At 73.3% G+C, this 26,549-nt stretch carries 22 protein-coding genes; 11 read left to right on the top strand and 11 right to left on the bottom strand.

All coding sequences use genetic code 11. From position 1 onward, the window contains the following. Positions 1-42: 42 nt before the first annotated feature. Positions 43-2,241, bottom strand: coding sequence for a glycerol-3-phosphate dehydrogenase/oxidase (locus BCD49_RS11030; RefSeq protein ID WP_007515838.1), 2,199 nt, complete (start codon positions 2,239-2,241; stop codon positions 43-45). 386 nt (positions 2,242-2,627) lie between these two features. On the opposite strand from BCD49_RS11030, the gene BCD49_RS11025 reads away from it, so the two are divergent. From BCD49_RS11025 to BCD49_RS11015, 3 genes are all read left to right on the top strand, one after another. Then, the gene (locus BCD49_RS11025; RefSeq protein WP_007515837.1) at positions 2,628-3,149 is read left to right on the top strand and encodes a MarR family winged helix-turn-helix transcriptional regulator; all 522 of its coding nucleotides are present in this window, start codon (positions 2,628-2,630) and stop codon (positions 3,147-3,149) included. 73 nt (positions 3,150-3,222) lie between these two features. Continuing rightward, positions 3,223-4,395, top strand: a complete 1,173-nt coding sequence (locus BCD49_RS11020; RefSeq protein ID WP_071041457.1) for an acyl-CoA dehydrogenase family protein — start codon at positions 3,223-3,225, stop codon at positions 4,393-4,395. Positions 4,396-4,412: 17 nt separating this feature from the next. Further along, positions 4,413-5,543, top strand: a complete 1,131-nt coding sequence (locus tag BCD49_RS11015; protein WP_071041456.1) for an acyl-CoA dehydrogenase family protein — start codon at positions 4,413-4,415, stop codon at positions 5,541-5,543. Positions 5,544-5,758: 215 nt separating this feature from the next. Here the strand turns inward: BCD49_RS11015 and BCD49_RS11010 are convergent, their stop codons facing one another. Next, complete coding sequence (locus BCD49_RS11010; protein ID WP_071041455.1) at positions 5,759-7,126, bottom strand: hypothetical protein; 1,368 nt, start codon at positions 7,124-7,126, stop codon at positions 5,759-5,761. Between the two features lie 267 nt (positions 7,127-7,393). Here BCD49_RS11010 and BCD49_RS11005 point away from each other — a divergent pair, with 267 nt between their 5' ends. From BCD49_RS11005 to BCD49_RS10980, 6 genes are all read left to right on the top strand, one after another. Further along, positions 7,394-7,969, top strand: coding sequence for a TM2 domain-containing protein (locus BCD49_RS11005; protein WP_007515832.1), 576 nt, complete (start codon positions 7,394-7,396; stop codon positions 7,967-7,969). 980 nt (positions 7,970-8,949) lie between these two features. Continuing rightward, complete coding sequence (locus BCD49_RS11000; protein ID WP_007515831.1) at positions 8,950-9,915, top strand: ABC transporter ATP-binding protein; 966 nt, start codon at positions 8,950-8,952, stop codon at positions 9,913-9,915. Beyond that, entirely contained in the window at positions 9,912-10,865 is a 954-nt protein-coding gene (locus tag BCD49_RS10995; RefSeq protein WP_007515830.1) for an ABC transporter ATP-binding protein, read from the top strand. Before BCD49_RS11000 ends, BCD49_RS10995 begins: the two co-directional genes overlap by 4 nt. After that, a complete protein-coding gene (locus BCD49_RS10990; protein WP_007515829.1) occupies positions 10,862-11,773 on the top strand; it encodes a branched-chain amino acid ABC transporter permease in 912 nt (303 codons plus the stop codon). Before BCD49_RS10995 ends, BCD49_RS10990 begins: the two co-directional genes overlap by 4 nt. Then, entirely contained in the window at positions 11,766-13,028 is a 1,263-nt protein-coding gene (locus tag BCD49_RS10985; RefSeq protein ID WP_007515828.1) for a branched-chain amino acid ABC transporter permease, read from the top strand. Before BCD49_RS10990 ends, BCD49_RS10985 begins: the two co-directional genes overlap by 8 nt. Positions 13,029-13,189: 161 nt before the next feature. Continuing rightward, positions 13,190-14,428 (top strand): ABC transporter substrate-binding protein, encoded by a 1,239-nt coding sequence (locus BCD49_RS10980; RefSeq protein WP_158072940.1) that lies wholly within the window; start codon positions 13,190-13,192, stop codon positions 14,426-14,428. Between the two features lie 190 nt (positions 14,429-14,618). Here the strand turns inward: BCD49_RS10980 and BCD49_RS10975 are convergent, their stop codons facing one another. From BCD49_RS10975 to BCD49_RS10960, 4 genes are all read right to left on the bottom strand, one after another. After that, positions 14,619-16,124, bottom strand: coding sequence for an FtsX-like permease family protein (locus BCD49_RS10975; protein ID WP_007515825.1), 1,506 nt, complete (start codon positions 16,122-16,124; stop codon positions 14,619-14,621). Next, the gene (locus tag BCD49_RS10970; protein ID WP_007515824.1) at positions 16,124-16,843 is read right to left on the bottom strand and encodes an ABC transporter ATP-binding protein; all 720 of its coding nucleotides are present in this window, start codon (positions 16,841-16,843) and stop codon (positions 16,124-16,126) included. Before BCD49_RS10970 ends, BCD49_RS10975 begins: the two co-directional genes overlap by 1 nt. Continuing rightward, on the bottom strand, positions 16,840-17,391 hold the full coding sequence (locus tag BCD49_RS10965; RefSeq protein WP_007515823.1) for a helix-turn-helix transcriptional regulator: 552 nt from the start codon (positions 17,389-17,391) through the stop codon (positions 16,840-16,842). The genes BCD49_RS10970 and BCD49_RS10965 overlap by 4 nt, the downstream gene beginning before the upstream one ends. A 68-nt stretch (positions 17,392-17,459) precedes the next feature. Beyond that, positions 17,460-18,248 (bottom strand): alpha/beta hydrolase family protein, encoded by a 789-nt coding sequence (locus tag BCD49_RS10960; RefSeq protein WP_007515822.1) that lies wholly within the window; start codon positions 18,246-18,248, stop codon positions 17,460-17,462. Between the two features lie 363 nt (positions 18,249-18,611). On the opposite strand from BCD49_RS10960, the gene BCD49_RS10955 reads away from it, so the two are divergent. Then, the gene (locus tag BCD49_RS10955) at positions 18,612-19,952 is read left to right on the top strand and encodes a hypothetical protein (RefSeq protein ID WP_071041453.1); all 1,341 of its coding nucleotides are present in this window, start codon (positions 18,612-18,614) and stop codon (positions 19,950-19,952) included. Positions 19,953-20,293: 341 nt separating this feature from the next. Further along, complete coding sequence (locus BCD49_RS10950) at positions 20,294-21,142, top strand: patatin-like phospholipase family protein (protein WP_007515820.1); 849 nt, start codon at positions 20,294-20,296, stop codon at positions 21,140-21,142. A gap of 54 nt (positions 21,143-21,196) precedes the next feature. Here BCD49_RS10950 and BCD49_RS10945 read toward each other — a convergent pair whose 3' ends face one another. The 5 genes from BCD49_RS10945 to BCD49_RS10925 form a co-directional block, all read right to left on the bottom strand. Next, positions 21,197-21,835 carry a LysE family translocator gene (locus BCD49_RS10945; RefSeq protein WP_007515819.1) on the bottom strand — a complete coding sequence of 213 codons (639 nt, stop codon included), beginning with the start codon at positions 21,833-21,835 and terminating at the stop codon, positions 21,197-21,199. A gap of 121 nt (positions 21,836-21,956) precedes the next feature. Continuing rightward, positions 21,957-22,718 carry a tryptophan 2,3-dioxygenase gene (locus BCD49_RS10940; RefSeq protein WP_007515818.1) on the bottom strand — a complete coding sequence of 254 codons (762 nt, stop codon included), beginning with the start codon at positions 22,716-22,718 and terminating at the stop codon, positions 21,957-21,959. A gap of 23 nt (positions 22,719-22,741) precedes the next feature. Next, a complete protein-coding gene (locus tag BCD49_RS10935) occupies positions 22,742-24,184 on the bottom strand; it encodes an FAD-dependent oxidoreductase (RefSeq protein ID WP_071041452.1) in 1,443 nt (480 codons plus the stop codon). A gap of 2 nt (positions 24,185-24,186) precedes the next feature. Then, positions 24,187-25,479, bottom strand: coding sequence for a kynureninase (gene kynU / locus BCD49_RS10930; RefSeq protein ID WP_007515816.1), 1,293 nt, complete (start codon positions 25,477-25,479; stop codon positions 24,187-24,189). Continuing rightward, positions 25,476-26,549: an amidohydrolase family protein gene (locus BCD49_RS10925; protein ID WP_007515815.1), complete on the bottom strand. Its 1,074-nt coding sequence runs from the start codon at positions 26,547-26,549 to the stop codon at positions 25,476-25,478. Before BCD49_RS10925 ends, kynU begins: the two co-directional genes overlap by 4 nt.

Below are 26,549 nucleotides of genomic sequence, written 5' to 3'. Positions count from 1 at the left end.
CGACCGCGCTCGGCCGACGTGCCCAGGCTAGACGGCTTCGGGCTAGGCGGCGGTGCCGCCGGAGTGGTCGGGGCCGGTGTCGTCGGTGGCCGGGTCGGTCGGATGGGCGCGGGAGCCGGCGATGCCGCCGATGACGACGCGGCGGGCCGCCCGCAGGCCGGCCGCCGCGCTGGCGGCGGCCGCGTTGATCGAGACACCGCCGGCGGGAGTGGGCGGCTCGGCGTCGTGATCCGCGTGCGTCGGCTCCGCGGCGGCTGGCTTGGGGCGGGGAGCGGCTGGCTTGGGGTGGGGCGTGGCGCGGACGGAGGGGAGACGGCGGGCGTCGGGAGCGGCGAGGCGGGCGGCGTCCGCGGCCGGGTCGTCGCCGGCACGCTGAGAGGCGCGCTCGGCGGCGACGCGGGCCTCGTACAGCTCGACCTCGGCGCCTACCCGCGCCTCGTCCCAGCCGAGGACCGGGGCGATCAGCTCGGCCACCGGGCGGGCGGCCGCCAGGCCTCGGTCCGGTGCCTCGAAGGAGATCCGCGTCCGTCTGGCCAGCACGTCCTCCAGGTGCAGCGCGCCCTCGTGCGTGGCCGCGTACACCGCCTCGACCGCCAGGTAGGCCTCGGCACCGGGCAGCGGCGCGGCCAGTCGCCGGTCGGCGATGACCATGTCGACGAGTTCCTCGGCGAGGGTGCCGTACCTGCGCAGCAGGTGCTCGATCCGGGCGACGTGCAGGCCGGCGCGCTCGGCGAGCCGCTCCCGCCCGTTCCACACGGCGAGGTAGCCGTCGGCGCCGAGCAGCGGGACCTTGTCGGTACACGACGGCGGGACGGTCCTCGGCAGCCCGGCCACCGCCGCGTCGACCGCGTCGGCGGCCATCACCCGGTAGGTCGTGTACTTCCCGCCGGCGACGGTCGTGAGCCCGGGCGCGGCGGCGACGACGGCGTGCTCGCGGGACAGCTGCGCCGTGTCGTCGGACTGGCCCGCGAGYAGCGGGCGCAGGCCGGCGTACACGCCGACGATGTCGTCGTGGGTGAGCGGGGTGCGCAGCACCCGGTTGACCTGGTCGAGCAGGTAGTCGATGTCGGCGCGGGTCGCGGCCGGGTGGGCCAGGTCGAGGTCCCAGTCGGTGTCGGTGGTGCCGATGATCCAGTGGTTGCCCCACGGGATGACGAACAGCACGCTGCGCTCGGTGCGCAGGATCAGCCCGGTGGCGCCCAGCAGGCGGTCACGCGGGACGACCAGGTGGACACCCTTGGACGCGCGCACGGACACCGGCCCCCGCCGGCCCAGCAGCGCCTGCACGTCGTCGGTCCACACGCCGGTCGCGCTGATCGTCCGCCGTGCCCGGACGCGGATCTCCTGGGATCCCGAGCCGTCGCCGGTGCCGGTGCCGTCGCCGGTCTCCAGGTCGCGCACGACCGCGCCGGTCACCCCGTCGCCCTCCCGCAGCAGGTCGACGACCTTGGCGGAGGTCACGACCGCCGCGCCGAAGCGGGCGGCGGTGCGGGCGACGAACATCGTGTGCCGGGCATCGTCGACCTGCCCGTCCCAGTACTGGATCGCGCCCACCAGTGCGTCCGGACGCAACGACGGGAACTCGCGCAGCGCCGCCTTGCGGGTCAGATGCCGGTGCATCGGCAGGCCGCCGGCGCGGGGCCACTCCCCGCTCGGCGAGGCCACCGGTTCCGGGAGGTCCGCCGGGAGGTCGGCGATCCGGGAGGGCAGCAGCCGGGGAGGTCTGCGGGTCGGCCGTGGGGCGCTGGAGCCGGGGCCGCCGATCCGGGACAGGCCCTGCCCGAGGGTGTCGTACAGCAGCACCCCGCTGCCGATGTAGGCGCGCTCCCAGCCGTGGTGGGTCAGCGGCAGCAGGAACTGCACCGGACGGACCAGGTGCGGGGCGAGCGTGTCCAACAGCAGCGTCCGCTCCCGCAGCGCCTCGCGCACCAGCGCGCCGTTGAGCTGCTCGAGATAGCGCAGACCGCCGTGGATCAGCTTGCTGGAGCGGCTGGAGGTGCCGGCCGCCAGGTCACGGGCCTCGACGAGGGCGACGGACAGGCCGCGGGACGCCGCGTCGAGCGCCGTGCCGGCGCCGGTGACGCCGCCGCCGATGACCAGGACGTCGAACGTCTCCTCGGCGAGGCGTCGCAGCGCCGCCGCCCGCGCGTCCGGACCGAGCTGGCCTGGGCCGCCGGCTCGTTCGACGGTCTGGGCGTTCGGGGCCGGGGCTGGGCCGGCCGAATGGGCCGATCCGGTCATCGGGTGTACCTCCTGGCTCCTGCGACCGGGGAGTGGGCCGGCGCGTGGCCGCCCGACACCATCGTGCCGGGCGTCGTCGCCGGCCGCCGACGGGGCCGGCGACTCAGTCGGGATAGTGGTCCGATGTCGGGCGGCGACCGGGCAGACTGTCATACGGTTTCAGTTGCCTAACTCAACCAAATTTCTTCAGGCCTGCCCGCCCCTGCCCGCGGCCGCGGGCAGGGGCGGGCAGGGCCCGTCGCCTGGCGCAGCCTCGTACCCGCGGCCCGTTCCGGGCGCTGGTTCGGGGGAAGGGCGACTGACGAAGACGAAGTTGGCGTGTTCAGAGCCCGATCCAGGTGGATCCAGGTAGTAGGGGGCAAGGATGGCGGTACCAGGGGAGCAGGATGACGCGACGGCCTGCTGAGCCCGGGCGTGAGGACCTGGCCGCGGCCATCTACAGCGAGCTCGCGCAGCTGGTCCGGCGGGTCCGGGGGGAGGCGAGCGAACTGCATCCGGGGCTGTCGCTCGCGGCGTACTCACTGCTGCTGTACCTCGCTGAGGTGGGTGAGGCGCGGGCGGCCGACCTCGTCGCCTTCTTCCGGCTGAACAAGTCGACGGTGAGCAGGCAGCTGACCGAGCTGGTCGCCGCGGGCCTGGTGGACCGTGAGTCCGACCGCGCCGACAGCCGGGTCCAGCTCGTGCGGGTGAGCACCTTCGGCCAGGCGACCCTCGACGAGGTGGACAAGACGCTGCGCGCCCGGATGCAGACGCGCCTGGACAGCTGGCCCGACGAGGACCTGGCTGTCTTCGGCCGCCTGCTCGCCCGCTACAACGAGCTGCCCGACCCGCAGACGTCCCGTCCGGATGGGACCGCCGCCCGTAAGGGCGCGGCCCGGTCGGCGGCGGGACCGTCAGCTGTCACCTGATCCTCCGTCATGTTACTAACGAGTCAACATTGCCAACGAGTCGACGTTACCGACGAGTCGCGGAGCGAGCACCATGGACCTGACGTTCACCCCGCAGGAGGAGAAGTTCCGCACGGAGCTGCGTGGTTGGCTCGTCGCCAACATCCCGGCCGCCTGGCGGGACCCGAGCTTCTGGCGAAGCGTTTCCGACGACGAGGGCTTTGAGCTGCGCCGCGACTGGGAGCGCCGCAAGCACKACGCGGGCTTCGCGGGCATCGCCTGGCCGACGGAGTACGGCGGCCGCGGCGGCACCCCGGGAATGAAGGCGATCTACGACGAGGAGATGGCGCTCGCCAGCGCCCCGCAGTCGGCCAACGCGCTCGGCCTGACGTTCCTCGCGCCGACGGTGATGGCGATCGGCACCGACCAGCAGAAGCGCGACATCATCGGCCCGATGCTGCGCAACGAGGTGATCTGGTGCCAGGGCTTCTCGGAGCCTGGCGCCGGCTCCGACCTCGCGGCGCTGCGCACCTCCGGGGTGCTCGACGGCGACGAGTACGTCGTCAACGGCCAGAAGATCTGGACGACCAACGCCATGCACGGCGACAAGCTGTTCGCCCTGGTGCGCACCGAGCCGGGCAGCCAGGCCCACCGGGGCATCTCGATGCTGCTCATCGACATGCACCAGCCGGGAGTCGAGGCCCGCCCGCTGCGCCAGATGAGCGGCGCGAGCGAGTTCGCCGAGGTGTTCTTCACCGACGCCCGGGTCAAGGCCTCCGAATGCCTCGGCGGTGTCGGCAACGGCTGGAAGACCGCGATGATGCTGCTCTCGTTCGAGCGCGGCGCGTCCGGCATCTCCCAGTACGCCACCTACCGGCGCGGCTACGACCAGATCGTCGCCGCCGCGCGTCGGCTCGGCCGGGACACCGACCCGACGCTGCGCCGCGAGCTCGCGAGCCGCCTCGTCGAGCTGGAGTGCCTGCGCTACCACGCGATGCACGTGCTCACCCAGGTCGAGCAGGGCCGTGACCTCGGCTCCGAGTCGTCGATCACCAAGCTGCAGTGGTCCGAGACCTACCAGAAGCTCTTCGAGACGTTCGACCACCTGCTCGGCCTGGATGGCGTCGTCACCAGCCCGGTCGACGGTCTGGACCTCGCCTCGTTGCAGTTCGAGGCGTTCTGGACCAGGTCRGTGACGATCTGGGGCGGCTCGTCGCAGGTGCAGCGCAACATCGTCGCCGAGCGAGTGCTCGGCCTGCCGCGGTAGCGAAAAGGGGAATCGCCGTGCACTTCGCGTTGACCGACGAGCAGCGGGCACTCGCCGAGACCGTCCGCGACTTCCTCGCCGACCGGTTCGACCTGACCGCCGTGCGCGCCGTGTTCGAGGACGCCACGGGCGACGGCCACCCGGCCGAGCTTTGGAAGGCGTTCGCCGAGCAGGGCTGGCTCGCCGTGCTGGTGCCCGAGGACAACGACGGGATAGGCCTCGGCCTGCTCGACGCGCAGGTGCTCGCCCGCGCGTTCGGCGCGGGCGCCGTTCCCGGGCCGTGGCTGCCGACCGTGCTCGCGGGCGAGGCCGTCCGGCTCGCCGGCTCGCCGGCGCAGCGCGCGGCCGTGCTCGCCCCGCTGGCCTCCGGCGAGCTCGTCGCCACCGTGGCGCTGCGTGCCCCCGGCGGCTCGTTCGACCAGTCCGGGGTGGGTGTGACGRCCGAGACCGGTCCGGGAGGCGCGCGGCTGACCGGGACGGCGTCTCCGGTCGAGTACGCCGGGGTCGCCCGGACGGTGGTCGTCGCGGCGAAGGAACCGGATGGTGGGATCGGCCTCTACCTCGTCGACCCGACGTCCGAGTCCGTCACCGTCACGGCGCTCGGCACGTTTGACGGCACCACCCGCCTCGGCGCGATCACCCTCGACGGCGCCGCCGGCGAGCGGCTGCCGGAGTCGAACGCGGCCGTCCTCGCCGAGCTGAACCGGCGCGGTGCCGTGCTCGCGGCCGCCGACCTGGTCGGCATCGCCCGGGCCGCGCTGACCAGGACCATCGAGTACGACAAGACCCGGGTCCAGTTCGGCAAGGCGGTCGGCAGCTTCCAGTTCATCAAGCACACGCTCGCCGACCTGCACGTCGGCGTCCTCATGGCCGAGCACGCCGCGCTCTACGCTGCGCACGCCGTCGACGCCGCGCTGCCCGACTCCGAACTCGCCGTCGCGGTCGCCAAGGCGAAGGCGGGCGACGCGGCCGAGCGGGCGACCGGCGCCATGATCCAGTATCACGGCGGGATCGGCTACACCTGGGAGCACGAGGCGCACTTCTTCTACAAACGCGCCAAGCGCCTCGTCGGCACCTTCGGCGACACCGGCCAGCACCTCGACCGGATCGCGGCCCTCAGCATCGACGCTCCCTCACCAGTCGGCTAGCGCCGCCACCGCCACCGCCACCGCCGCCGTCACCGCCGCCGTCACCGCCAACGCGTTGGCGGGATCGCCGTTTGCGCCCTCTGGTGGTCGTGGAAGGGCCGCGGATACGACCCCCGGAGGGCGGAAATCGCGATCATGCCAGGCCGCGGAACGCGGGCTGGCCAGGTCGGGCCAGGTCGGGGCCATGCCTGGACTGGCCCCGGCCGGGCCAGACGTCAGGCGCAGTGGACCCGGCGGTCCCAGACGAGGCGCGGCGGGGTGCTGGTGGCGCTGCCGCCGTAGGTGTGCCGCCAGGTGCCGAGGACGTTCGTGAGGGCGGGCCGTATGGCCAGCACCAGCGGCGTGCCGGGTGGGACGCCGAGGTTCCCCTCCGCCGTCGGCATGCCGGCGACCCAGCGCTGGTAGAGCTCGGTGATGTCCGCGCTGATCTCCACGGGTCCGCCGGGCGCCACCGCCCCCGTGGCGTCGCCGCCGGTGGGCTGGTCGGCCGCGGCCAGGTCGCCGGCCGATTGGTCACCGGCTGGTTGCTCGCCGGCCGGTAGGTCGCCCGTTGGCCGCGTCTCGTCGTAGCGGGACCAGTTGAGGCTGCCACGGGGACGGTTCGCGACCAGGTCGAGTGTCGGGACGGTGCTCGGGACCTTCCCGGTCGCGAGGCTGGTCAGCGCCGACGGGTAGGCGGCCAGCGGGTAGGGCCCCTCGTCGTCCGGCGCTCCCTCGGTCCCGAGCAGCGTCAGCCGCAGCTCCACCCGGCTCACGCAGGCTGCCGGCGCCGGCAGCACCGGGAACACGACCTCCGCGGTGGACAGGTGGTCGTCACCGCGGCGGGGGAGGTGCTGGTACTGCCGGCCCACCGGCAGCTCGCGCGGTGAGGCCTCCAGTCGGCTCCGGTGGCCGCTGCCGGGCGCGTAGGTGGTCAGCAGGTAGGTCCGCGTCGCGGTGATCGGGATACCCGCGACCTCGTTCACCGGCGGGCGGGGCTCACCGGTCGGGTCCGCCACCGCAGTGGTGGGGGTGACGGCCGACGTGAGCGGCCGCAGCGCCGCCGGGCCGCCCCCGATGCCCAGCACCACCGAGCCGAGGGCGATGAGGATGACCGCGCCGCCAGCCATGGTCAGGAAGATCCGGCCGCCTCGGCCGGGCGCGCGAAGCGTCACCCCCAGCCGCTCGCGCATCAGCCGCTCGACCTGGCCGCCCAGCGGTTCCAACGTCGCCCGAGCCGAGCCGGACGCCGTGGCCACGGCGCGGCGTGCCGCCGCCGCGCCATCGTGCGTCCGGCCAGACCGGCGCGGGCCGCCCGAGCCGCCCGGGCCGGCTGTCGTCCGCGACGCCTCACCCGGTCTCGGCCTGGGCAGGACGATGGTCGGCGCCTCGGCGTAGGCGTAGGCGTCGGCGGCAGTCCGGCCGGYCGCTGGCGCTGGCGGCGGTGCGCTCGCGCGGTCGGACGCGGCGGAGGCGTCCGTCGCCGTCGCCGTCGCCGTAGCCGGGCCCTCCGCCGGTCTGGGGACCGCCGGTGGCCCGGGTGGCCCGGGTGGCGGGGGCGGCCGCTCGCCGCGCGCGGATGTGATCACCGAGAGGTTGTCCATGCGTGCGCTCCGGCCACCGGCTGTCCGTCGGGTCGGCCGGGATGTCCGTTCGTCACCGGCCCCTCATCGCGGTGACCTTGTCATCACGGACCGAGGTCGACTGCCCGGACGCGCCGGCGCGGGCGTGGCCCGGTAGTGCGCTTTCCGTGCCGAATAGCTACCTGTTGGCCGTCCGTGTGGCCCGGTGTCGGGTGGGGGACGGTCCCGCGATGCGCCTGAATCGTCGCTGGTACGGTTCCGCGGAGCCCGGGAACACTTGGAGCCACTATGACGACCCCAGCGCCTGGCCAGATGCCGGACCCGTACGCGAAGCCCGGGCCCGACCAGCCTCCGCCTGGCGCGGGTTACCCGCAGCCCGGCTCGGGCTACCCGCCCGCCCCCGGCTACGGGGACCCGAACACGCCCTACCCGCCCGCTCCGGGCTACGGGGACCCGAACGCGCCGTACCCGCCCACCGGCGGCTACCCACCCGGTGTCGACCCCAACGCCGGGTACGGTCAGCCGGGTGGCTACCCGCCGGGCCCCGGGTACGCGCCGGCTCCGGGCTATCCGCCGGCCCCCGGCTACGGGCCCGGATACCCGTACGGCGCCGACCCGTCCGCGCCGTTCGGCCGGCACCAGGTCACCGGCGAGCCACTCTCGGACAAGGACAAGCTGACGGCTGGTCTGCTGCAGCTCCTCCTCGGCGGGGTGGGAGCCGGTCGCTGGTACATGGGCGACTACGGGATCGCGGTCGCGCAGCTGCTCACCTGCGGTGGCCTCGGCATCTGGTCGCTCATCGACGGCGTGATGATGCTGACCGGCAACGTCCGCGACAAGTTCGGCCGCCCACTGCGCGACTAGTAGTACTTCCCCGGAAGCGACCTGGGGCCGCCGTCGGCGCCGGTCGCTTGCCCGCGGCCCGGAAGATCACCAGGACTGTATCCGGATCCGAACCTCGGGCCCTCGCCCGTTCGGATCCGGATACAGAACCGCTGATCAAGCCCGCGGCGCGGCGGTGTCCCGCCGCTGATCGAGTCCGCGGCGTGACGGTGTCCCGCCGCCGGTCAGGTCCATGGCGCGGCGGTGTCCCGCCGCTGATCGAGTCCGCGGCGCGGCGGGGGGCCACCGGCCAGCCTTGGCCGAAGTGACGGCATTGGGCCAGGAGGCCCTGCCGGCTGAACCCCGCCGAGCGTTTCGCCGCGTCCGCCGCGTCCGCCGCGTTCCCGGCGTCCGCCTCGTCCGCTGGGCCGTGCGGGTGTGACGGGTGGCCGTTCGTCCGTCGGTGGTCGGCGGCTGAGCGGTCTCCAACCTCATCGCACGGATTGCTTGCACTTGCCGCCTCATGCGGTGATCCTTGTGACCCACGACACAGCTACTTGGGTGTCGTACTAGTCACCAGCGGTGCCGTGAATGCGTTCCGTGCTGACCTGGGTCGGCCGCTCTCGCGCTGATCGGTCTCGCGCGGGCGACCACGGCAACGCGGTGCCGGCTGCCCACTCGCGACAGTCCCGGCGGTCTCGGCGCGTGTCCCCATCAGCTTGCTGATCTTTGYTGACGGGGCTCGCGACGGGTGCGACCCGCCGTTTCGCGCCCGGCTCCGATCCGTTGCCGGCGTGGGTTCGGCGCGGGTTGGGTGGGCCGGACGTTCGACCTGCCCTGGTCGGGTCGCCGCGAGCCCGGCGGCTCGTGCGCCCGGCTGGCCGGTGCTGTGCGTGTTTGCCCGAGTCTCTTGTGTCTTCGGCCCGATACCGCAATCCTGGTGACCTGCGACACGTTTCATTGTGCAACTGTCTCCCGTTGATCTTGAGATCGGCGGGTCCTGGGTGCCGCGGAGGTCCTGCGTGGTTGCTGGAAGCCAGCCTGAGTTGTTGGACGTCGGTTCACTCGAGGTGGTCTATGCGGGCGTGGTCCGGGCACTGCGTGGCGTGACGATGTCGGTCGGCGCCGGGCAGGTCGTCGCGGTGCTGGGAAGCAACGGCGCGGGCAAGTCGACGCTGCTGCGCACCGTGTCCGGCACCCTGGGCATGCACGGCGGGAAGGTCACCGCCGGCACGATCCGGTTCGACGGCCAGGACCTCGCCGGCCGGGGCGCGGCGGACGTCGTCCGGCTCGGGCTGGTGCACGTGCCCGAGGGGCGTCGGATCTTCGGCCGGCTGACCGTCGAGGAGAACCTCCGAGCGGGCGGGATGTCGGTGCGCGGCCGGGCCGCCCGTGCCCAGGCCCGCGAACAGGTCTACGAGCTCTTCCCGCTGCTGGCCGAACGGCGGGACTCCCGGGCGGTGCTGCTGTCCGGCGGCGAGCAGCAGATGCTCGCGATCGGGCGCGGCCTGATGTCGGCGCCCCGGATGCTGCTGCTCGACGAGCCGTCGCTGGGGCTCGCTCCCCAGGTCATCGGCAAGATCGGCGCGGCGATCAGGGAGATCAACGCCCAGGGCGTCTCGGTCGTCCTCGTCGAGCAGAACGCCGCCATGGCGCTCTCGCTCTCCGAGGCGGCCTACGTCCTGGAGCTCGGGCGCACCTCGCTGTCGGGGCCGTCCGCCGAGCTCGCCGCCTCCGACGAGGTCGCCCGGCGCTACCTGGCGGTAGCGGGTGAGGCCCCACCGGGTGCCGAGCCCCCCGCCCCCGGGGATCCGGCGAGCCCCGCGCCCCCGAATCCCGAACCCGGGGAGCCGGCGATCTCGGCGGTCCCGGCGCGGACGCTGTCCCGGTGGCAGCCGTCGCCGGCTCGGCGGATCCTGCCCCGCCCGCGCGGCCGGGCCGGTGCCGCGGCCGACCAGCGCGGCGTGCACGCGGGGGAGGCACAGTGAGCGCCACGACGCCGGCCGGGGTCATCGACCCGGTGGCGGTGGCCGAGCCGCTGGCGGTCGAGGGCGTGACGGTCCGGTTCGGGGCGCTCGCCGCGCTCGCCGACGTCTCGCTGCGGGCCGAGCCGGGGACGATCCACGCGGTGATCGGGCCGAACGGCGCTGGGAAGTCGACGCTGTTCAACGTCATCTCCGGGGTGTACCAGGCGACGTCCGGCCAGGTGCTGCTCGGAGGTACGGAGCTGACCGGCCGGCGGCCGCACCGGGTCACGGCGCTCGGGGTCGGCCGCGCGTTCCAGAACCTGGCCGGCTCGCCGTACGAGTCGGTGCTCGACAACATCATGGTCGGCCGGCATCACCTGATGCGCACGGGCTTTCTCGGCGCGGGCCTGAGGATTCCCTCCGCGCGCCACGAGGAGCGGCTCCACCGGGCCAGAGCGCGCGAGATCGCCGAGTTCCTCGACCTGGGCGCGCGCCTGCACGTCCCGGTCGGGATCCTGCCGTACGGCGACCGCAAGCGGGTCGAGGTGGCGCGGGCACTGGCCACGGAGCCGCGGGTGCTTCTGCTGGACGAGCCGGTCGCAGGCATGAACGCGGTGGAGACCGCCCAGATGACGGCGACGATCCGGGCGATCCGGGCCTCCCTCGGGATCACGGTCCTGCTGGTGGAGCACGACATGACCATGGTCATGTCCCTGGCCGACCGTGTCACGGTGCTCGACTTCGGCCGGGTGGTCGCCGACGGCACCCCGGCCGAGGTCAGCCGCGACCCGGCCGTGATCCGCGCCTACCTCGGCACCGGCGACGAGGACGACACCGCGGCCAGTGCCCAGATCGTCACCCCCGAGATCGTCACCCCCGAGAGCAACAGCCCCGAGAGCGATGCCGCCGCCGAGGGCACCGGCGTGGACGAGGGATCCGTCGCGGTCAGCACGAGGAAGGAGCAGCCGTGACGACGTTCGTCTCGCTGTTGGTGAACGGGATCTCGCAGGGCGCGGTGTACGCGCTCATCGCGCTCGGGTTTGTGATCATCTTCAAGGCGAGTGAGGTGCTCAACTTCGCGCACGGCTCGATGCTCTTCGTGGGCGCCTATGTGACCGCCCGGCTCGTGCCGTCGATCGGGTTCGCCGCCGCGGTGGCGATCGGCGTCGCCGGGACGGCGCTGCTGGCCGTCGCCCTCGAGCGGCTGCTGTTCTCCCGGGTGGGCCGGGGCACGGGGCTGGCCAGCGAGGGGCAGGTCGCCGCCCTGACGATCATGACGTTGGGTCTGGACATCGTGATCGCGACCGACCTGACCCGGCGGATCGGCTCGCACGTGCTCTCCCTGGACCAGCCCTGGGGGACCGGGGCCTTCTCGGTCGGCGGCGTCGGGCTCTCCTATAACCGGCTAATCGCCATGGGGACGGCGGTCGTCCTGATCCTGGCGTTCTTCGCCGCCTTCCGGTTCACCAGCTGGGGAGTGGCGCTGCGTGCCAGCGCCGAGGACGCGGAGGCGGCCGCGCTGATGGGGATCCGGCACTGGCAGGTCAGCGCCCTGGCCTGGCTGGTCGCCGGCGGGCTCGCTGCCGTGGCCGCCGTCTTCCTGACCGGCAGCCCGACGCCCGGCCTGGATCCGTCGATCCGCACCGTCGCGTTCCTTGCCTTCCCCGCCGCCATCATTGGCGGCCTGGACTCGACCACCGGCGCGTTGGCGGGCGGAGTGCTCGTCGGCGTCGTCCAGTCCCTGATCGCTGGCTATGCCGAGCATCTGCAGTTCCTCGGCGGCGACTTCGGCGGGGCCGTGCCCTACGTCCTGATGCTGGCGGTCCTGCTGGCGCGTCCCGCCGGCCTGTTCGGCACGAGGGAGCTGGCCCGTGTCTGACGTTCGTGTCTCCCATGGGCCGCGCGCGGCGCTGGCCACTCGGCTGCCCCTGGTGTCGCTGCTGGTGGCCCTGCTGATCCTGGCGGCGCTGCCGTTGTATCTGGAGGAGTTCTGGCTGCGGGTCGGCTTCTCGATCTTCGCGGCCGTGATCGGCGCGATCGGCCTGACGATCCTCGTCGGCACGACGGGGCAGCTGTCGCTCGGGCACGCGTTCTTCCTCGCCGTCGGCGCGATCAGCTACTGCTGGCTGGCGAGCGAACCGAGCTCGCTGGGCAGCCGTCACCTGGGTGGGCTCGGCCTGCCACCGCTGGTCGCGATGGTGCTCGCCGTGCTGATCTCCGGGCTGGCCGGCCTGCTGTTCAGCCCGGTCGCCGCCCGGCTGCGGGGGATCTACCTCGGCATCGCCTCGCTGGGGCTGGTGTTCGTCGGCCAGCATGTGCTGAACTCCGCGTCCACGCTGACCGGCGGCTACAACGGCCGGCGCACCCCGGACTTCTCGTTGTTCGGGTTCGTCTTCGACGACGACGACTCCGGCCTCGAGGTGCTGGGCGTGCCGTTCGGCCGCTCGGAGCGGCTGTGGTACCTGGGCCTCGTCCTGCTCGTGCTCGCGGCCTGGTTCGCCTACGGCCTGCTGCGGTCTCGGCCAGGGCGGGCGCTGCGGGCGGTCCGGGACGGCGAGATCGCGGCCGCGGTCACCGGCATCGATGTCACCGGCTACCGGGCCAGGGCGTTCCTCGTGTCCTCGATGTACGCGGGGCTGGCCGGGGTGCTGTACGCGCTGTCGATCGGCAGCGTCGCGCCCGAGTCGTTCACCGTCGAGGTCTCGATCCAGTACCTCGCGATCATCCTGCTCGGCGGTCTTGGCTCGGTCGGTGGTGCCATGGCCGGCGCGGTCTTCGTCGTCGGGCTGCCCCTGCTGCTCGAGCAGTACAGCGAAAGCCTGCCGTTCCTGGCAGAGCCCGGCAGCGGCGGCGTCACCTCCGCGGAAGCGGCCAAGTACGCCTACGGCATCGCAGTGATCCTCTTCGTCCTCTTCCAGCCGCGCGGGCTCGCAGGCATGGCCTACGCGCTGGTACGCCGTCGCCGCGCCGCGGCGCTGCGCCGAAGAGACGACGGGCTGCCACCTGAGGGCGGTGGGACCGCTCCGCCGGGCGGCGAGCGCGCATCGGCGGGCGCTACCGCCGAGGTGGCCGCGACCGGCGAGGCCGCGTCCGTCCCGGCGGGCGCGCCGGCCAACGCGACCTCCGGCGGCTGACGAACCGCCGGGACGAAACCTGCCAGACGACGTGTGTCGGACTCGCCATTCGGGTGAGCCGGGGGAAGAAGGGAACCTCTATGTCCTCAGTCATGGCTGGGCGGGGCCGCGGGCCGCGATGGCGGTCAGCAGGCCGCGTCTCGCTGGCCTTAGGCCTCTCGGTGGTCACCGTGCTGGCCGCCGCCTGCAGTACCAAGGGTGACGACGACAAACCCGCGGGGCCCGCGGCCAGCGGAAGCGCGAAGGTCGTCAAGACCGGCCGAGGGATCAGCGGAACCGAGCTCACTCTCGGCAACCTCAACGACGTGACCGGGTTCTTCGCCGCCAGCGGCAAGGACCTCGCGATCGCCTATGACAACTTCTGGAAGGACTACAACCAGAAGAACGGCGGGATCTGCGGGACGTACACCGTCAAGCTGGAGAACGCTGACAGCGGCTACAACGTCCAGAAGGCCACCACCGCGTACGCCGCCATGAAGCCCAAGGTCGCGGCGATGCAGATGGTGCTCGGCTCGRCCATCGCGACCGCGCTGTCCGAGGACCTCACCGCCGACGACATGGTCGCGATCCCGCTGGCCTGGTCGCAGTCCATCTCGGACAACCCGAACTACGCGATCGTCGGCTCGACCTATGACGTCGAGTCCATCAACGGCCTGGACTACCTGCTCGAGAAGGGCCTCATCGCCAAGGGCGTCAAGATCGGCCACATCTACCACGACAGCGAGTACGGCACCAACGCCGACGCCGGCGTGAAGTACTGGGCGCAGCAGAACGGCTCCCAGGTCTTCGAGCAGAAGGTCAGCCCCCTGCAGAACGACCTGAGCTCCCAGGTGACCGCCCTCAAGGGTCAGGGCGTCGGGGTCATCGCGATCACCGGCACGCCGACGCAGACCGCCGCGCTCGCGGCCGCGACCAAGACCCAGGGCCTGAACGTCCCGCTCATCGGTAACGGGCCGACCTACACGCCGGACCTGCTGACCGGCGACGCGAAGGACGTCATCCTGGACCGGTTCTACTTCGCCGGCGGGAACGGCACCCTCCCGACGGCCGAGGCCGCCACCGTGCTGGCCGCCTACCGGCAGGCGGTGGGCAAGGCCGACGCGATCCCGACCCCCGCGCTCTCGACGGGCTACGCGACCGCGACCGTGATGGCCAAGATCCTGGAAGCGGCCTGCGCCGCCGGTGACCTGACCCCCGCCGGCATCGTCGCCGCGAAGAAGGGCCTGACCACGCTGGACACCGGTGGCCTGACCGGCAAGCTGGACTACTCGAAGCCGGGCATCTCCCCGACCAGGCAGTCCTTCATCGTCAAGCCGGACGCGACCGCCGACGTCCGTCTCAAGATCGTGGCTCCGCTCTACGAGGGCCCGAACGCGAAGACGTACGTCCGCGCCAAGTAGTCACCTGATCGGGTGATCATTCCGATCGGGTGACCGGGTTCCCGCGGTCGCCGTGTGCCCAGACGGGCGGCGGCGACCGCGGGGACAGGCGACCGCGCGACGCGCGGTGGCCCCGGGAACGGGCAGGTGACCGCCCGCACGGCGGTGGCGCGCCGTCGCCACGTCGCCATCGCGTCGACGGGTCGCCGCGTCACGTGGTGCGCAGCTCGTCCGCGGACACGCTCGGGCGTAGGAAGAGCAGGGCGAGGCCGGTCATCGCGACGATCGCGAGGATCGCGCCGCCGGCGAACAGCCCCAGGTCGGCGAACGGGATGGGGACGCTCGGGGTGAGGTCGGGGGCCATCGTGGTGAGGCCGCCCGTGGACGTCTCGACCGGGCCTTGGGTACCCACCTCGATCGGCAGCGACCGGGTCATCGTCACACCGACGGCCAACGCGACGAGCACCGCGGGCACGGCAGGTGTCAGGGCCTGCCAGAACACCGAACGGGCGAGGACGCCGCGGGGCACCCCGGAGGCGACCAGCGCCGCGTAGGTCCGGCGGCGGGTGACGATCCCCTCGGCGAGGGCGACCAGCAGCCCGAGCGTCGCGATCGTCAGGCCCACCAGCACCGCCGCGTAGACCAGGTCCATCGCCCGGGTTGAGAAGTCATCGCCACCCGGGGAGTACGCGTACCCCTGCTGGACGCTCCACCACTGGTCGTAGGCCCGCTGGGCGTCGGCCCCGGTGGCGAAGTAGGCCCGCATCCCTGCGGCGCCACCACCGAACAGGACGCAGGTGAGCATCGCGGCGAAGACCCTGCTGCCGGCCCACGGGTCCGCCACGAGCCGGCGGCCGGCGAGCAGCGCGGCCGGCCGGCGCGCCGTCCGGTGCAGAACCCGCCCGGCCGCCTGCGAGATCCAGCCCGTGCCCAGCAGGATGCCAGCGAGCGCGGCCAGCGTGCCCACGAACAGGAGCATGACGAAGACCCACTCCGGCACGTCGAGCCGGTGGCGTTCGGTGTACCGCAGGAGCGGTCGCAGCACGGCGAAACAGGCCACGCCCGGCACGATCAGGAAGGCCGGCCACGGCCGGGGCGCCGGGCGCCGCTGCCGGTGCACGACGCCGAACGGCGTGACCCGGACCCGCCGCAGCGCGAGCGCCGCCGCCAGGGCGGCGACGACCGGTAGCCCCAGGGCGATCACGAGCAACGCCGGCCAGGGCGGCAGGACATCCGTCGGCAGCGGCAGCCGGCCGTCCTGGTTCGGCCGGGCCAGCACCCGCCGTCCCACCAGGTAGATCCCGAATCCGATACCCACGCCGAGGGTGCTCGCGAGCCCCGTCTCCACGGCGACCAGCGAGACGGTCTGATCAGGGGTCGCGCCCGCCAGCCGGACCGCGGCCAACCTTCTGTCGCGCGCCGGCGCCCCGAGGCGTCCGCACTGCCCGGCGAGCGCCAGCACCGGGATGGTCAGCAGCATCAGGGCGATCACCACGCCGGGCCGCAGGCCGGGCTCGTTCAGCAGGGCGCTCCGGTAGGTCATGTTGTTGGCCAGGCTCCCCGGGCGGGGGCCGGCGAGTTCGGGAATGGCCACCACCGTGGCGGCGGCCAGCACAGCGAGGGTGGCCAGCGTCGCGGACAACGCGGTGAGCGCGATGCGCAGGGCATCGGCCCGGCTGCCGGCGAACGCCAGCCGGACGAGCGTCCCGGGCCTCATCACGCGCCCTCGGCGTTCGACATGGCCAGCCCGGCGCCGGCGAGACCGAGCCCCGTCGGGTCGATCTCGCCGTCCCGCAGCGAGATCTCACGGTGCGCGTAGCCGGCGACCTTCGGGTCGTGCGTGACCAGGACGACCGTCGTCCGTTGCCGCGCCGCGAGCCGCACCAGCTGCCCGAGGACCTGCTCGCCCGCCAGGGTGTCCAGCGCGCCGGTCGGTTCGTCGGCGAACAGCAGCCGAGGCTCGGTGACCAGCGCGCGTGCCAGCGCGGCGCGCTGCCGCTGGCCGCCGGACATCTCCCCGGGCAGCGCGTCCGCCGACTCGGCGACACCGAGCCGTTCGAGCCAGGACAGGGCGGCGGTGCGGGCGTGGCGGCGACTGGTGCCGGCCAGCAGCAGCGGGAGAGCCACGTTCTCCACCGCGGGCAGTTCCGGCACGAGCTGCCCGAACTGGAAGAGCACGCCCAGTTCGGTGCGCCGCAGCCGGGACCGCTCGGCCTCGGACAGAGAGTCGATGCGCCGGCCGCGGTAGACGACCTCGCCGGCGTCCGGGCGCAGGATGCCGGCGAGGCAGTGCAGGAGGGTGGACTTGCCGCATCCGCTGGGACCGGTCACCGCGACGATCTCCCCCTCGGTGATGGTGAGGTTCACCCCGCGCAGGGCCGGGATGGTCCCGTATGACCGGACGAGGCCGCGGGCCTCCAGCAGGACGGTGCTCATGTAGGGTCTTCCTGGGCGTGAGCCGCGACCCGTTCCAGCGTGGTGCGCAGCCAGCGCAGGTCGGCGTCGAGGTGGGTGATGGCGTAGTCGAGGGCGATCACGTCGGACAGTCCCGTCGCCGGGTCGGCCTTCAGCGCGGTCAGCTCGCGCAGCCTGGCGGCGTGTGCCGCCCGCTGCGCGACGAGGTAGTCCCGGGCGGTGGCCGCGTCCGCCGCGAACAGGGCGACGACGACCTTGGCCAGCAGCGTGCCGGCGACGTGCGGCGCCGGCGGCTCCACCGCGGTGAGCCATGCCCGCAGGCCCGTGCGGCCCTCGGCGGTGATGGCGTAGCTGGTGCGCTCGGGGCCGCCAGCCTGGTCCTGCCCCGTGGGCGTCGCCAGGCCGTCGCGTACCAGCCGGGCGAGCGTCGTGTACACCTGCCCGAACGCCAGCGGCCGCGCCCGCGGCAGGTGCTCGTCGTAGGACCGTTTCAGCTCGTATCCATGCCGGGGCCCGCCGGCCAGCAGGCCGAGCAGGACGTGCGACGTGACGGATCCGGTCGAGGACACCGCGCAACTATGTAGTGAGTGAATAGTCGACGTCAAGACCACCAGGTGCCAGCGGGAGCCGCCCGGCCCTACCCGGTGCCGAGAAGCCCGGGAAGGGTGTCGACGACCAGGGACCAGTCGGGGGCTGACGGGTCGACCAGCGTGTAGTGGTCGCCGGCGGCCTCGAGGAGGCTCGCGGGGGCGCCGGCACTGGTGGCGGCCTCGACATAGCGGGCGCTCTGGTCGAACGGCACCTCGTCGTCGGCGCGGGCGTGGACACATACGACCGGTACCCGCAGCGGGACGGCGGCGGACGGGTCGGCCAGGCGGTACCGCGCCGGCAGGTCGTCCGGGCCGCCACCCATGAGGTCGAGGGCGGCCGTCCCGCCGACGCCGTCGCGCGCGCAGTCCGCGAGCCACAGTGCGCCCGCCAGGGACACCACCGCCGTCAGCTCCACGCGCGGCCCGGCACCCGCGGCGGTGGCGGGCAGCTTCGCCCGCCCGGCCGCCCACGTCGCGAGCTGGCCACCCGCGCTGTGCCCGATCGCGACTACACGGGACGAGTCGACGGGAAGATCGGCGAGCAGGTCCATTCCGGCCGCCACGTCCGCGAAGGTCGCCGGCCAGCCGCCTCCCAGGCCGACCCGCCGGTACTCCAGGTTCCACACGGCGTACCCGCGTCGGACCAGGTCCGCGGCCAGTGGCCACCCCAACGACGCGCCGTAACGCGCCCGCCAGAACCCGCCGTGGACTACGACGACCGTGCCCGCCGTGGCCGAGCCACCTGCCGTGGCCGAGCTACCCGCGGTGGCATCGGGCAGCCACAGCTCACCGAACTGAGCCGGATCGGGGCCGTACTTGCGGATCACGGGCCTCATGCCGTCATCCTCCCCGGCGGACCGGCGACGGTCCGGCGCGGGCGTGGTGACGAGATCGCGCAAATGTGACGGCAAATGTAACCGTGAGGTTGCTTTTCGATGTACATCGTGGCTCGGCTGGCTGTCGGTATCCGCATTGAGCCAGACAAGGTGGGGGCAGGTCGACCCGTGGCGGACGCCTTGTGCGGCTGGCGGTGCCAGGACGCCTGGCTAGACGTAGCCTGATCACGGGGGTGTGCCCGCCCTCCAGGGGAGGAATGATCATGTTTCTCTCGCACCTGGCGGGCATCATGCCAACGGGGCGGTGCCCTCCGGGCATCATGCCGACAGGCCGTGCCCGGGCGCACGGGGAGGTGGCCGCCGATGAGCCGGTACGCGGTGGACGTCCACGACCRCACGCTGGTGGTGTCGTGGGATACCGGGCTGGGTGACGTCGCGGCGAAGGTCGCCCGGCTCCCAGTGTCCGTCGACGAGTCGGACGCGCTGCAACTGGCGCGCACGCTGACGTTCCTGTCCGCGGCGGCTTGGCGTACCTACACGCACCCGGAGGAGTCGGCGCTGCAGGCGCTGCCGACGGGTGACGACAGCCTGACCGGCCGCGGCCGGGACGTCTTCGGTAACGCGGTGGTGGCGATCGAGCAGCCGCACCTGCCGCACGACGGGCTGATCCAGCAGGCCGTGGTCGTCGTCGAGGAGGCGGCGCACCGGGTCGGCCGGGCGCTGCACACGATCGCCGACACCCAGCTGACCACCCAGGTCGCCGCCGACGTGCGCGCCGAGCTTGACGCCGTCGAACGGGCCGAGCTGGGCGAGCTGTCCGGCCGGGCCCGCCAGGCGGTGACGCTCAGCCGCGCGGACGCGTCGCCGCTGCAGGTGGCCGCCGCCGACACGCTGCTGCGCGCCGACCCGCTTGGCTGCCGCGCGCTGTTCACCGACGTCGAGCCGACGGCGGCCGCGATCGCGGCGGCGCACTGGCTGCACGCGGCGGCGATCGTCGCCGCGCGGTACGCCGACCTCGACGTCACCCAGGTGGTCTCCGAGGCCGACGCGATCGAGCCGCTCCCACACCGCACGCCGACCCTGGTGCTTCACCAGGTCGAAGGCGGCGACTCGCCCCGCGAGGCGGTGCTGGACCTGATCGCGCACGCGATGGTCGTCGCCGAGGGCCGAAACCCCGACCTGGACGACATCTTCGAATGGGTCGCCGAGATCGTCGAGGACGGCCCGCCGTCCCCGGACGACGAGGGCGAGGGGCGGCTGCCGCGCCGGCAGGTTCGCCCGCCGATCCTGCCGGCCGAGGGCCTGGCCATCCAGATCCGCGGCGTGGGCGACCGCTCCGACGACGATGACCTCGACGACCCGCGCGGCCTCGACGACGATGACGACGACGAGGAGGACGAGGACGACGAGTTCGGCGAGACGCTCGTGCTGCCGGACCGGCTCACCCCGCTCGACCCGCGCCGGCCGGCCGTCGACCTGTTGGAGGACCTGCTCGCCGGGATCCATGGCTGCTGGCTGCTCTACCGCGAGTTCGCCGACCCGCCGAGCGTCCCCCGCCCGCCGGATCCGGCCGCCGTCGACCCGGGGCCGGTCACTCCGGAGACCGTCACCGCCGCCCGCCGCAAGCGTCGTGAGCAGCTGCGCCGAGCCTTCGACGACGAGGTCCGCGCCGCGGCCGCCACCCTCCGCGACCAGCTCGTCTAGGACACCCCAGGACCCCAAGAACGGAGCCTGCGTGGATTGGTGACGTTCAACGGCGGGCGACCGCGTGAGCGCGGAGGCCCACCCCACGAGCGAAGCGAGGTGGCCGTCCGGATCCAGCGTTTGTCGTTTGGTGACGTTCAGCGGTAGGTGACCGTGCGGCGCGGAGGCGCGCCTGCGCGGAGGCCCGGCCCCGAGCGCAGCGAAGGGGTTGGGCCGCAGCGGAGGTCGCCGCAGCGCACGTGAGCGGAGGAGGACGCGGCGCGGAGGTCCCGTGGGAGCGAAGCGAGTACGGGGCCGGAGCGCCGTGCCCGCACGGAGCGAACCAAGAAAGAGGTGGGCGGATGTCGCGGGCGCTGGTGCTTGGCGGGGGCGGGGTGGCCGGGATCGCATGGGAGATCGGGCTGCTCGCGGAGCTCACCCACGGCGGGTCGGACCTGGCGGCGGCGGACACCGTGATCGGCACGTCCGCCGGCTCGGTCGTCGGCGCCCTGCTGCGGACCGAGCAGAGCCTCGACGAGCAGCTCGCCGCCCACCTGGAGGGCGCCGGCGCCGGCGCCGAGCTCACCGTGAAGCTCGACGTCGATCTGCTGGCGAACATGTTCGGCGAGGCCATCAGCGGTGCCCGCGACCTGCCCGGCGCGCTGTCCCGGATCGGCGCGATGGCGCTGGCCACCCCGACCGTCACCGAGGCCGAGCGGCGCCGCGTCATCGAGGCCCGGCTGCCCCGGCACGAGTGGCCGGCGCGCCGGCTGGTCGTCACCGCGATCGACGCCGAGCGCGGCACGCTGGTCGCCTTCGACGGGGACTCCGGCGTGCCGATGGTCGACGCGGTGGCGGCCAGCTGCGCCGTCCCCGGGATCTGGCCGCCCGTGAGCATCGACGGCCGCCGCTACCTCGACGGCGGCTCCGGCTCGGCGACCAACGCCCCGCTCGCCGTGGGGCACGACACCGTTCTCGTCGTGGCCCCGATGACCACCCCCGCCCGCGGCCCGTTCCTGGGCATCGAGGACGAGGTGCACGACCTGGAGAAGGCGGGCAGCCGCGTCCTGGTCGTCACCGCCGACGACGGGGCCCGCGCCGCCTTCGGTCCGGACCCGCTCGACCCGGCCGTCCGTCCCGCCTCCGCTCGCGCGGGCCGCCGCCAGGGCTGGTCCCTCGCCCAGGCTGTCCGCGCCTTCTGGGCTGCCTGAGCCGACCGGACCCGACCGGACCCGACCGGAGCTGACGGGAAGCGAGCGGAGTGACTAGGTGTGGCGGCCGGTGACGGCGACGTTCAGGCCCACCCCGATCATGGCCAGGCCGCCGGCGCCACCGATGGCCGCCAGGCGCTGGGGGTTCCTGGCGAACCATGACCGCACGGCGCTCGCGACCATCGCCCACCCGCTGTCGGACACCAGCCCGATCCCGATCGCGAGCAGCGACATCAGCAGCATCTGGACGGGCACGTTGCCCGACTCGCGGCTGATGAACTGGGGCAGCACCGCGCCGAACATGATCAGTGCCTTGGGGTTGGTGACGCCGACGAGGAAACCCTGCCGGACCGTCCGCCACCTCGTCACGACCTCGGCACGCTCACCGGCCACCGCCGCCAGCTCACGGCGGTGCCGGATCGCCTGGATGCCCAGCCAGACGAGATAGCTCCCGCCGACCAGCTTCACGGCCAGGAAGGCGATCGCCGAGCGCTCCACCAGCGTGCCGAGGCCGAACGCGACCAGCACCGCCACGACGTAGTTGCCCAGCCCGCTGCCGACCGCGCTCAGGATCGCGGGTCCGCGCCCCAACGACAGCGCCCGCCCGACCACGAACAGCACGCTCGGACCCGGCACCACGATCAGGACGAACGCGGCGACGGCGAACCCGGCAAGCTGCCCACCAGAGATCATTTAGGGATCCTATCCGCGAACGCCGCGAACGCCGAAGGCCGCGAACGCCGCGACCACGAGCCGAGCGCAAGCCCGCACGCGGCGCGCCCGTACCGTCGGCGCGCTCTCCTGACCTGGGCCGTCAGGGGCGGGAGCGGACCTGCCAGAGGTCGGGGAAGCTCGGGTGGAAGAGGGTGGAGCGCAGGTAGGCGGCGCCGGGGGAGCCGCCGGTGCCGGTCCTGGCGCCGATGATGCGTTCGACCATCTTGACGTGCCGGTAGCGCCACTCCTGGATGCCCTCGTCGATGTCGACGAGGGCCTCGCACACCCCGGCGGGTACGCCGCGTTCGTCGGCGTACGCCTCGGCGAGGGCCGCCTGGACGAGCTCGTCGCCACCCGGCCAGGGCAGGCGGGGGTCGCGGTCGAGGATCTCGTCGGGCAGCGCCCAGCCGGCGGTGGCGAGGTAGCGCAGCAGCGAGTCGAAGATCGAGCGGCGGTGCAGGATGGCGTCGAGGGTGGCGTCGACCGGGGTGCCGGAGTCGGCGAAGTCGCGGCGGCCGAGGGTGGCCTCGATCCAGCGGAACTGGAAGGACTGGAAGCCGCTCGAGGATCCGAGCTCCGGGCGGAAGCGGGCGAACTGGCGCGGGGTCATCGTCTCCAGGACGTCCAGCTGGCCGACGACCGTCTTGAGGATCTTCGCGACCCGCCTGGCGGTCTGCATGGCCCCGACGCCGTCGCCATTCTCCAGGCGGCGGCGCAACAGGTCGAGCTCGTGCAGGATCTGCTTGAACCACAGCTCGTAGACCTGGTGGATGATCACGAACAGCAGCTCGTCGTGCTCGTCGGTGCGCGGATGCTGGCTGGACAGCAGCTCGTCGAGGTGCAGATAGCCGCCGTAGGTCATGTCATCCTGGCCGGTCTCGGCGGTCAACGGTTGCGTCCGAGGATGGTCGCGGCCGCCAGGCCGGCGGCGCCGGTCAGGGCGCCCGCGGCGAGGGTCGTGAGCTGGTTCTGCCGGMGTATCCGGCCGGGGATCTCGGCGTACGGCATGGTCGTGAAGCTCACCAGCTCGTAGCGGGAGACGTAGCGGCCCGGGAGGCGGCGCTCCAGCCAGTGCTCGGCCGCGACCCTGGCCTGGAAGACGTGCGAGTTCACCCGGTCGCGCATCTCGACGAAGTTGTCCAGGGCCATCTCGGCGATGGCGTCGCAGTTGGCCTTGCGGCGCCGTTCGTAGCTCGTCAGCGCCGCGGGCCAGCCGCCGCCGGTCTCCGCCAGGCACCGGTCGATCTCGACACAGTCCTCGAAGGCGCAGTTCGCGCCCTGACCGAAGAACGGGACGATCGCGTGCGCCGCGTCTCCCACGAGCGCGAGCATCGCGCCGCCGCCGCCGCCGCCGCTGCTGCTGCCGCCGGCCGTGGCCTTGGCGCTGGGGCCGACGCTGGCCTGGCCGCTTGTGCCGTCCCCGCCCCGCCTGTCGCTCCCGCTGTCCCCGCCGCTGCGGCCGTGGTGCACCCACGGCCAGGCGCGGATCGTCGCCAGCGACCCGAGCGGGTTGCGCTGGTAGTCGTCGACCAGGTTCGGGGCGAGCCGGACGACGTCGGGATAGTGCGCGCGGAAATGCTCGACGATCTCGCTCGGCGTCGTCAGCGCCGCGAACTGTTCGGCGGTCCAGAACAGGGTGCAGGTGAAGGACCGGTCCAGGTTCGGCAGGGCGATCATCATCGACTCGCCGCGCGGCCAGATGTGCAGCGCGTCCGGGTCCAGGGCGAAGTCGCCGTCGCGCGCCGGAATCGTCAGTTCCTTGTATTTATGGGCTAGGTAGTCCTGGCTGTAGGTGAAACCGGCGCTGAAGGTCACCGCGCGGCGGGCGGCGCTGAAGGCACCATCGCAGGCCAGCACGACGTCCGCCCGCGCCAGCCGCGGCCCCTCGCCCGTCTCGAACCGCAGCTCGCCGGTGGCGAGGTCCACCCCGGTCAGCCGGTGGTCGAAGAACAGCCGGACACCGGGGGTCTTCGCGGCGACATCGAGCAGGGCACGGGTGAGCTCCGCGCGGCTGATCGAGTTGATCGCGCGTGTCCCGTCCGCGCTGTACGGCCGGAAGCTCTCCGCGCCGGACGGGTCGTGCACCATCCGGCCGTGCATCGGCAGCGCCCGCGACAGTGCCTGCTCCCCGAGCCCGACCTGGCCGAGCGCGGCGAGCCCGCGGGCCGAGATCGCGAGGTTGATCGAACGGCCGCGCTCGGCCGCGCTCGCGCGCGGGTCGTCGCGCCGCTCGTAGACGTCGACCTCTACCCCGCGCCGGCCGAGCAGCGTCGCCAGCAGGCAGCCGGCGAGGCCGGCGCCCACGATCACCACCCGCTTGTCGTCCATGGTCACCCCCGTCCGTCGTCGAGCACGGCCGCGAGCGCGGCGGCGGCCCGCCAGCAGTCGTGGAAGGTGGTGTACATCGGCGCCGGGGCCAGGCGGATGACGTCGGGGCGGCGGGCGTCGGCGAAGACGCCGTGCCGCCGGCGCAGCCGCTCGGTGAGCGGGCCGACGTCGCGGCCGTGGACGCGCACCGAGAGCTGCGCGCCGCGGCGGGCCGGCTCGCGTGGCGTGACGAGCTCGGCCGGCCGCCCGGCGCACACCTCGTCGAGCAGCGTCTCCAGGTATGCCGTCAGGCGCAGGCTCTTGGCGCGCAGTGCCGCCATGCCGGTCTGGTCGAACATCTCCAGCGAGAGCAGCACGGCCGCCATCGACAGGATCGGCGGGTTCGACAGCTGCCAGGCGTCGGCGGAGTCGACCGGGCTGACGGCCGGCGCCATCTGGAAGCGGGTCGAGGGGTCCGTCGACCACCAGCCGGCCAGCTTCGGCAGGCTCCGGTCGGCCAGGTGCCGCTCATGGACGAAGGCGCCGGCCAGCGAGCCGGGGCCGGCGTTGAGGTACTTGTACGAGCACCAGGCCGCCCAGTCGGCGCCCGCGTCGTGCAGCCGGAGCTCGACGTTGCCGGCGGCGTGGGCCAGATCCCAGCCGACGATCGCGCCGGCCGCATGCCCGGCGGCGGTGATCGCGGTGATATCGAGCAGCTCGCCGCTGTAGTAGTTCACCGCGCCCAGCAGAACGAGCGCGACCTTGCGACCGTGCTCGGCGAGGTGGGCGACGACGTCCTCGGAACGCAGCGCCGCCTCGCCCGGGCGGGGCGTGAGCCGGATGACCGCCTCGTCCGGGTCGTAGCCGTGCAGGGCGGCCTGGCTGCGCACCGCGTAGCTGTCGGAGGGGAACGCCGCGTCCTCGATGAGGATCGCGTGCCGCTCGGGGATCGGCCGGTAGAAGCTGACCATCAGCAGGTGCAGGTTGACCGTCAGCGAGTTCATCACGACTACCTCGCAGGGGAGGGCCCCCACCAGCCGGGCGGCCGGCTCCCGCAGCAGTTCGTGGTACGAGAGCCAGGGCCGTCGGCCCTCCAGGTGGCCCTCGACCCCCAGGCTCGCCCAGTCGTCGAGCTCCTCGCCGAGACGGGCGCGCAGCGCCTTCGGTTGCAGGCCGAGCGAGTTGCCCGCGAAGTAGGCCGCCTCGCCGTCGCCATGCGGCGGGACGTGGAACTCGCCTCGCCGGGTGGGCAGCGGGTCGCCGGCGTCGAGCTCCAGGGCGCGGCGCTCCTGCCCGAGTTGACGGACCAGGCTCATGACGGCGCCGCCCCAGCCCCGGCCGCCCCGATTGGGCGGACAGGGCCGGCAGGGCCGGCTGGGTCCGAGGCGGTGGCGTCGGCGAGGCCGAGGAACGTGGCCGCGTTGCCGGCGAGAAGCCTGGCGCGGGTCGCGTCGTCGAGGAACTCCGCCGCGCGGACGACGGCGCCGGCCGGGCGTTCGCCGAGGGGATAGGGGTAGTCGCTGCCGACGACGACCCGGTCCGCGCCGACCGTGTCGACGAGCAGCCGCAGTGCGCCTTCGTTGAAGACCACCGAGTCGACGTAGAACCGGCCGAGGTAGTGCTCGGGCGGGTGGGCCGACGTACCGACCACGTCGCCCCGCCGGTGCCAGGCGTTGCCGAACCGGCCGAGCCAGAACGCGAACGACCCGCCGCCGTGGGCGAAGCAGATCCGCAGCCGCTCGTCCACCCGGTCGAACACGCCGCCGAGGATCATCGCGAGGATCGACAGGTGCGTCTCCGCCGGCATGCCGACCAGCCACTGGGCCATCCACCGGTCCTGGCGGGGCGAGTTCGGCAGGTCCCATGGATGCACGAAGACCGGGGCTCCGAGCGCCGCCGCGTGCTGCAGGAACGTCACGACGCCCTCGCTGTCGAGGTCGAGATCGCCGACGTGGTTGCCGATCTCGACGCCGACGTGCCCGGCGGCCAGGCAGCGCTCGAGCTCGGCGCAGGCGGCGTCGGGGTCCTGCAGCGGCACCTGGCACATCGGGAGCAGCCGATCGGGCGCCGGCGCGCAGATCTTGAGCGCGAGGTCGTTGAGGATGCGCGCGATCTTCGATGCCTGGGCGACGTCATGGGCGTAGGAGAAGAAGACGGGCGTCGGCGAGACGACCTGCCTGCGCACGCCATCGGCGTCCATGTCGGCCAGCCGGAGCTCGGCGCCCCAGCAGTCCGCGGCGACCCGGCGGAACTCCTGGCCGCGCAGCATGATCATAAGTTCGGACTCGGTCTCGAACCGCGGTGTCGGCGTGCCCGGGCCGAGGTCCGGCCAGCCCCTCGGGACGTAGTGGGTGTGGACGTCGATGATCTCGCCCGTCGGGCCCAT

Source organism: Pseudofrankia sp. EUN1h, from assembly GCF_001854645.1.
GTDB classification, from domain to species: domain Bacteria; phylum Actinomycetota; class Actinomycetes; order Frankiales; family Frankiaceae; genus Pseudofrankia; species Pseudofrankia saprophytica.
The sequence above is the reverse complement of the archived record's forward strand: the minus strand, read 5'-3'. Positions and strand labels throughout refer to the sequence as shown.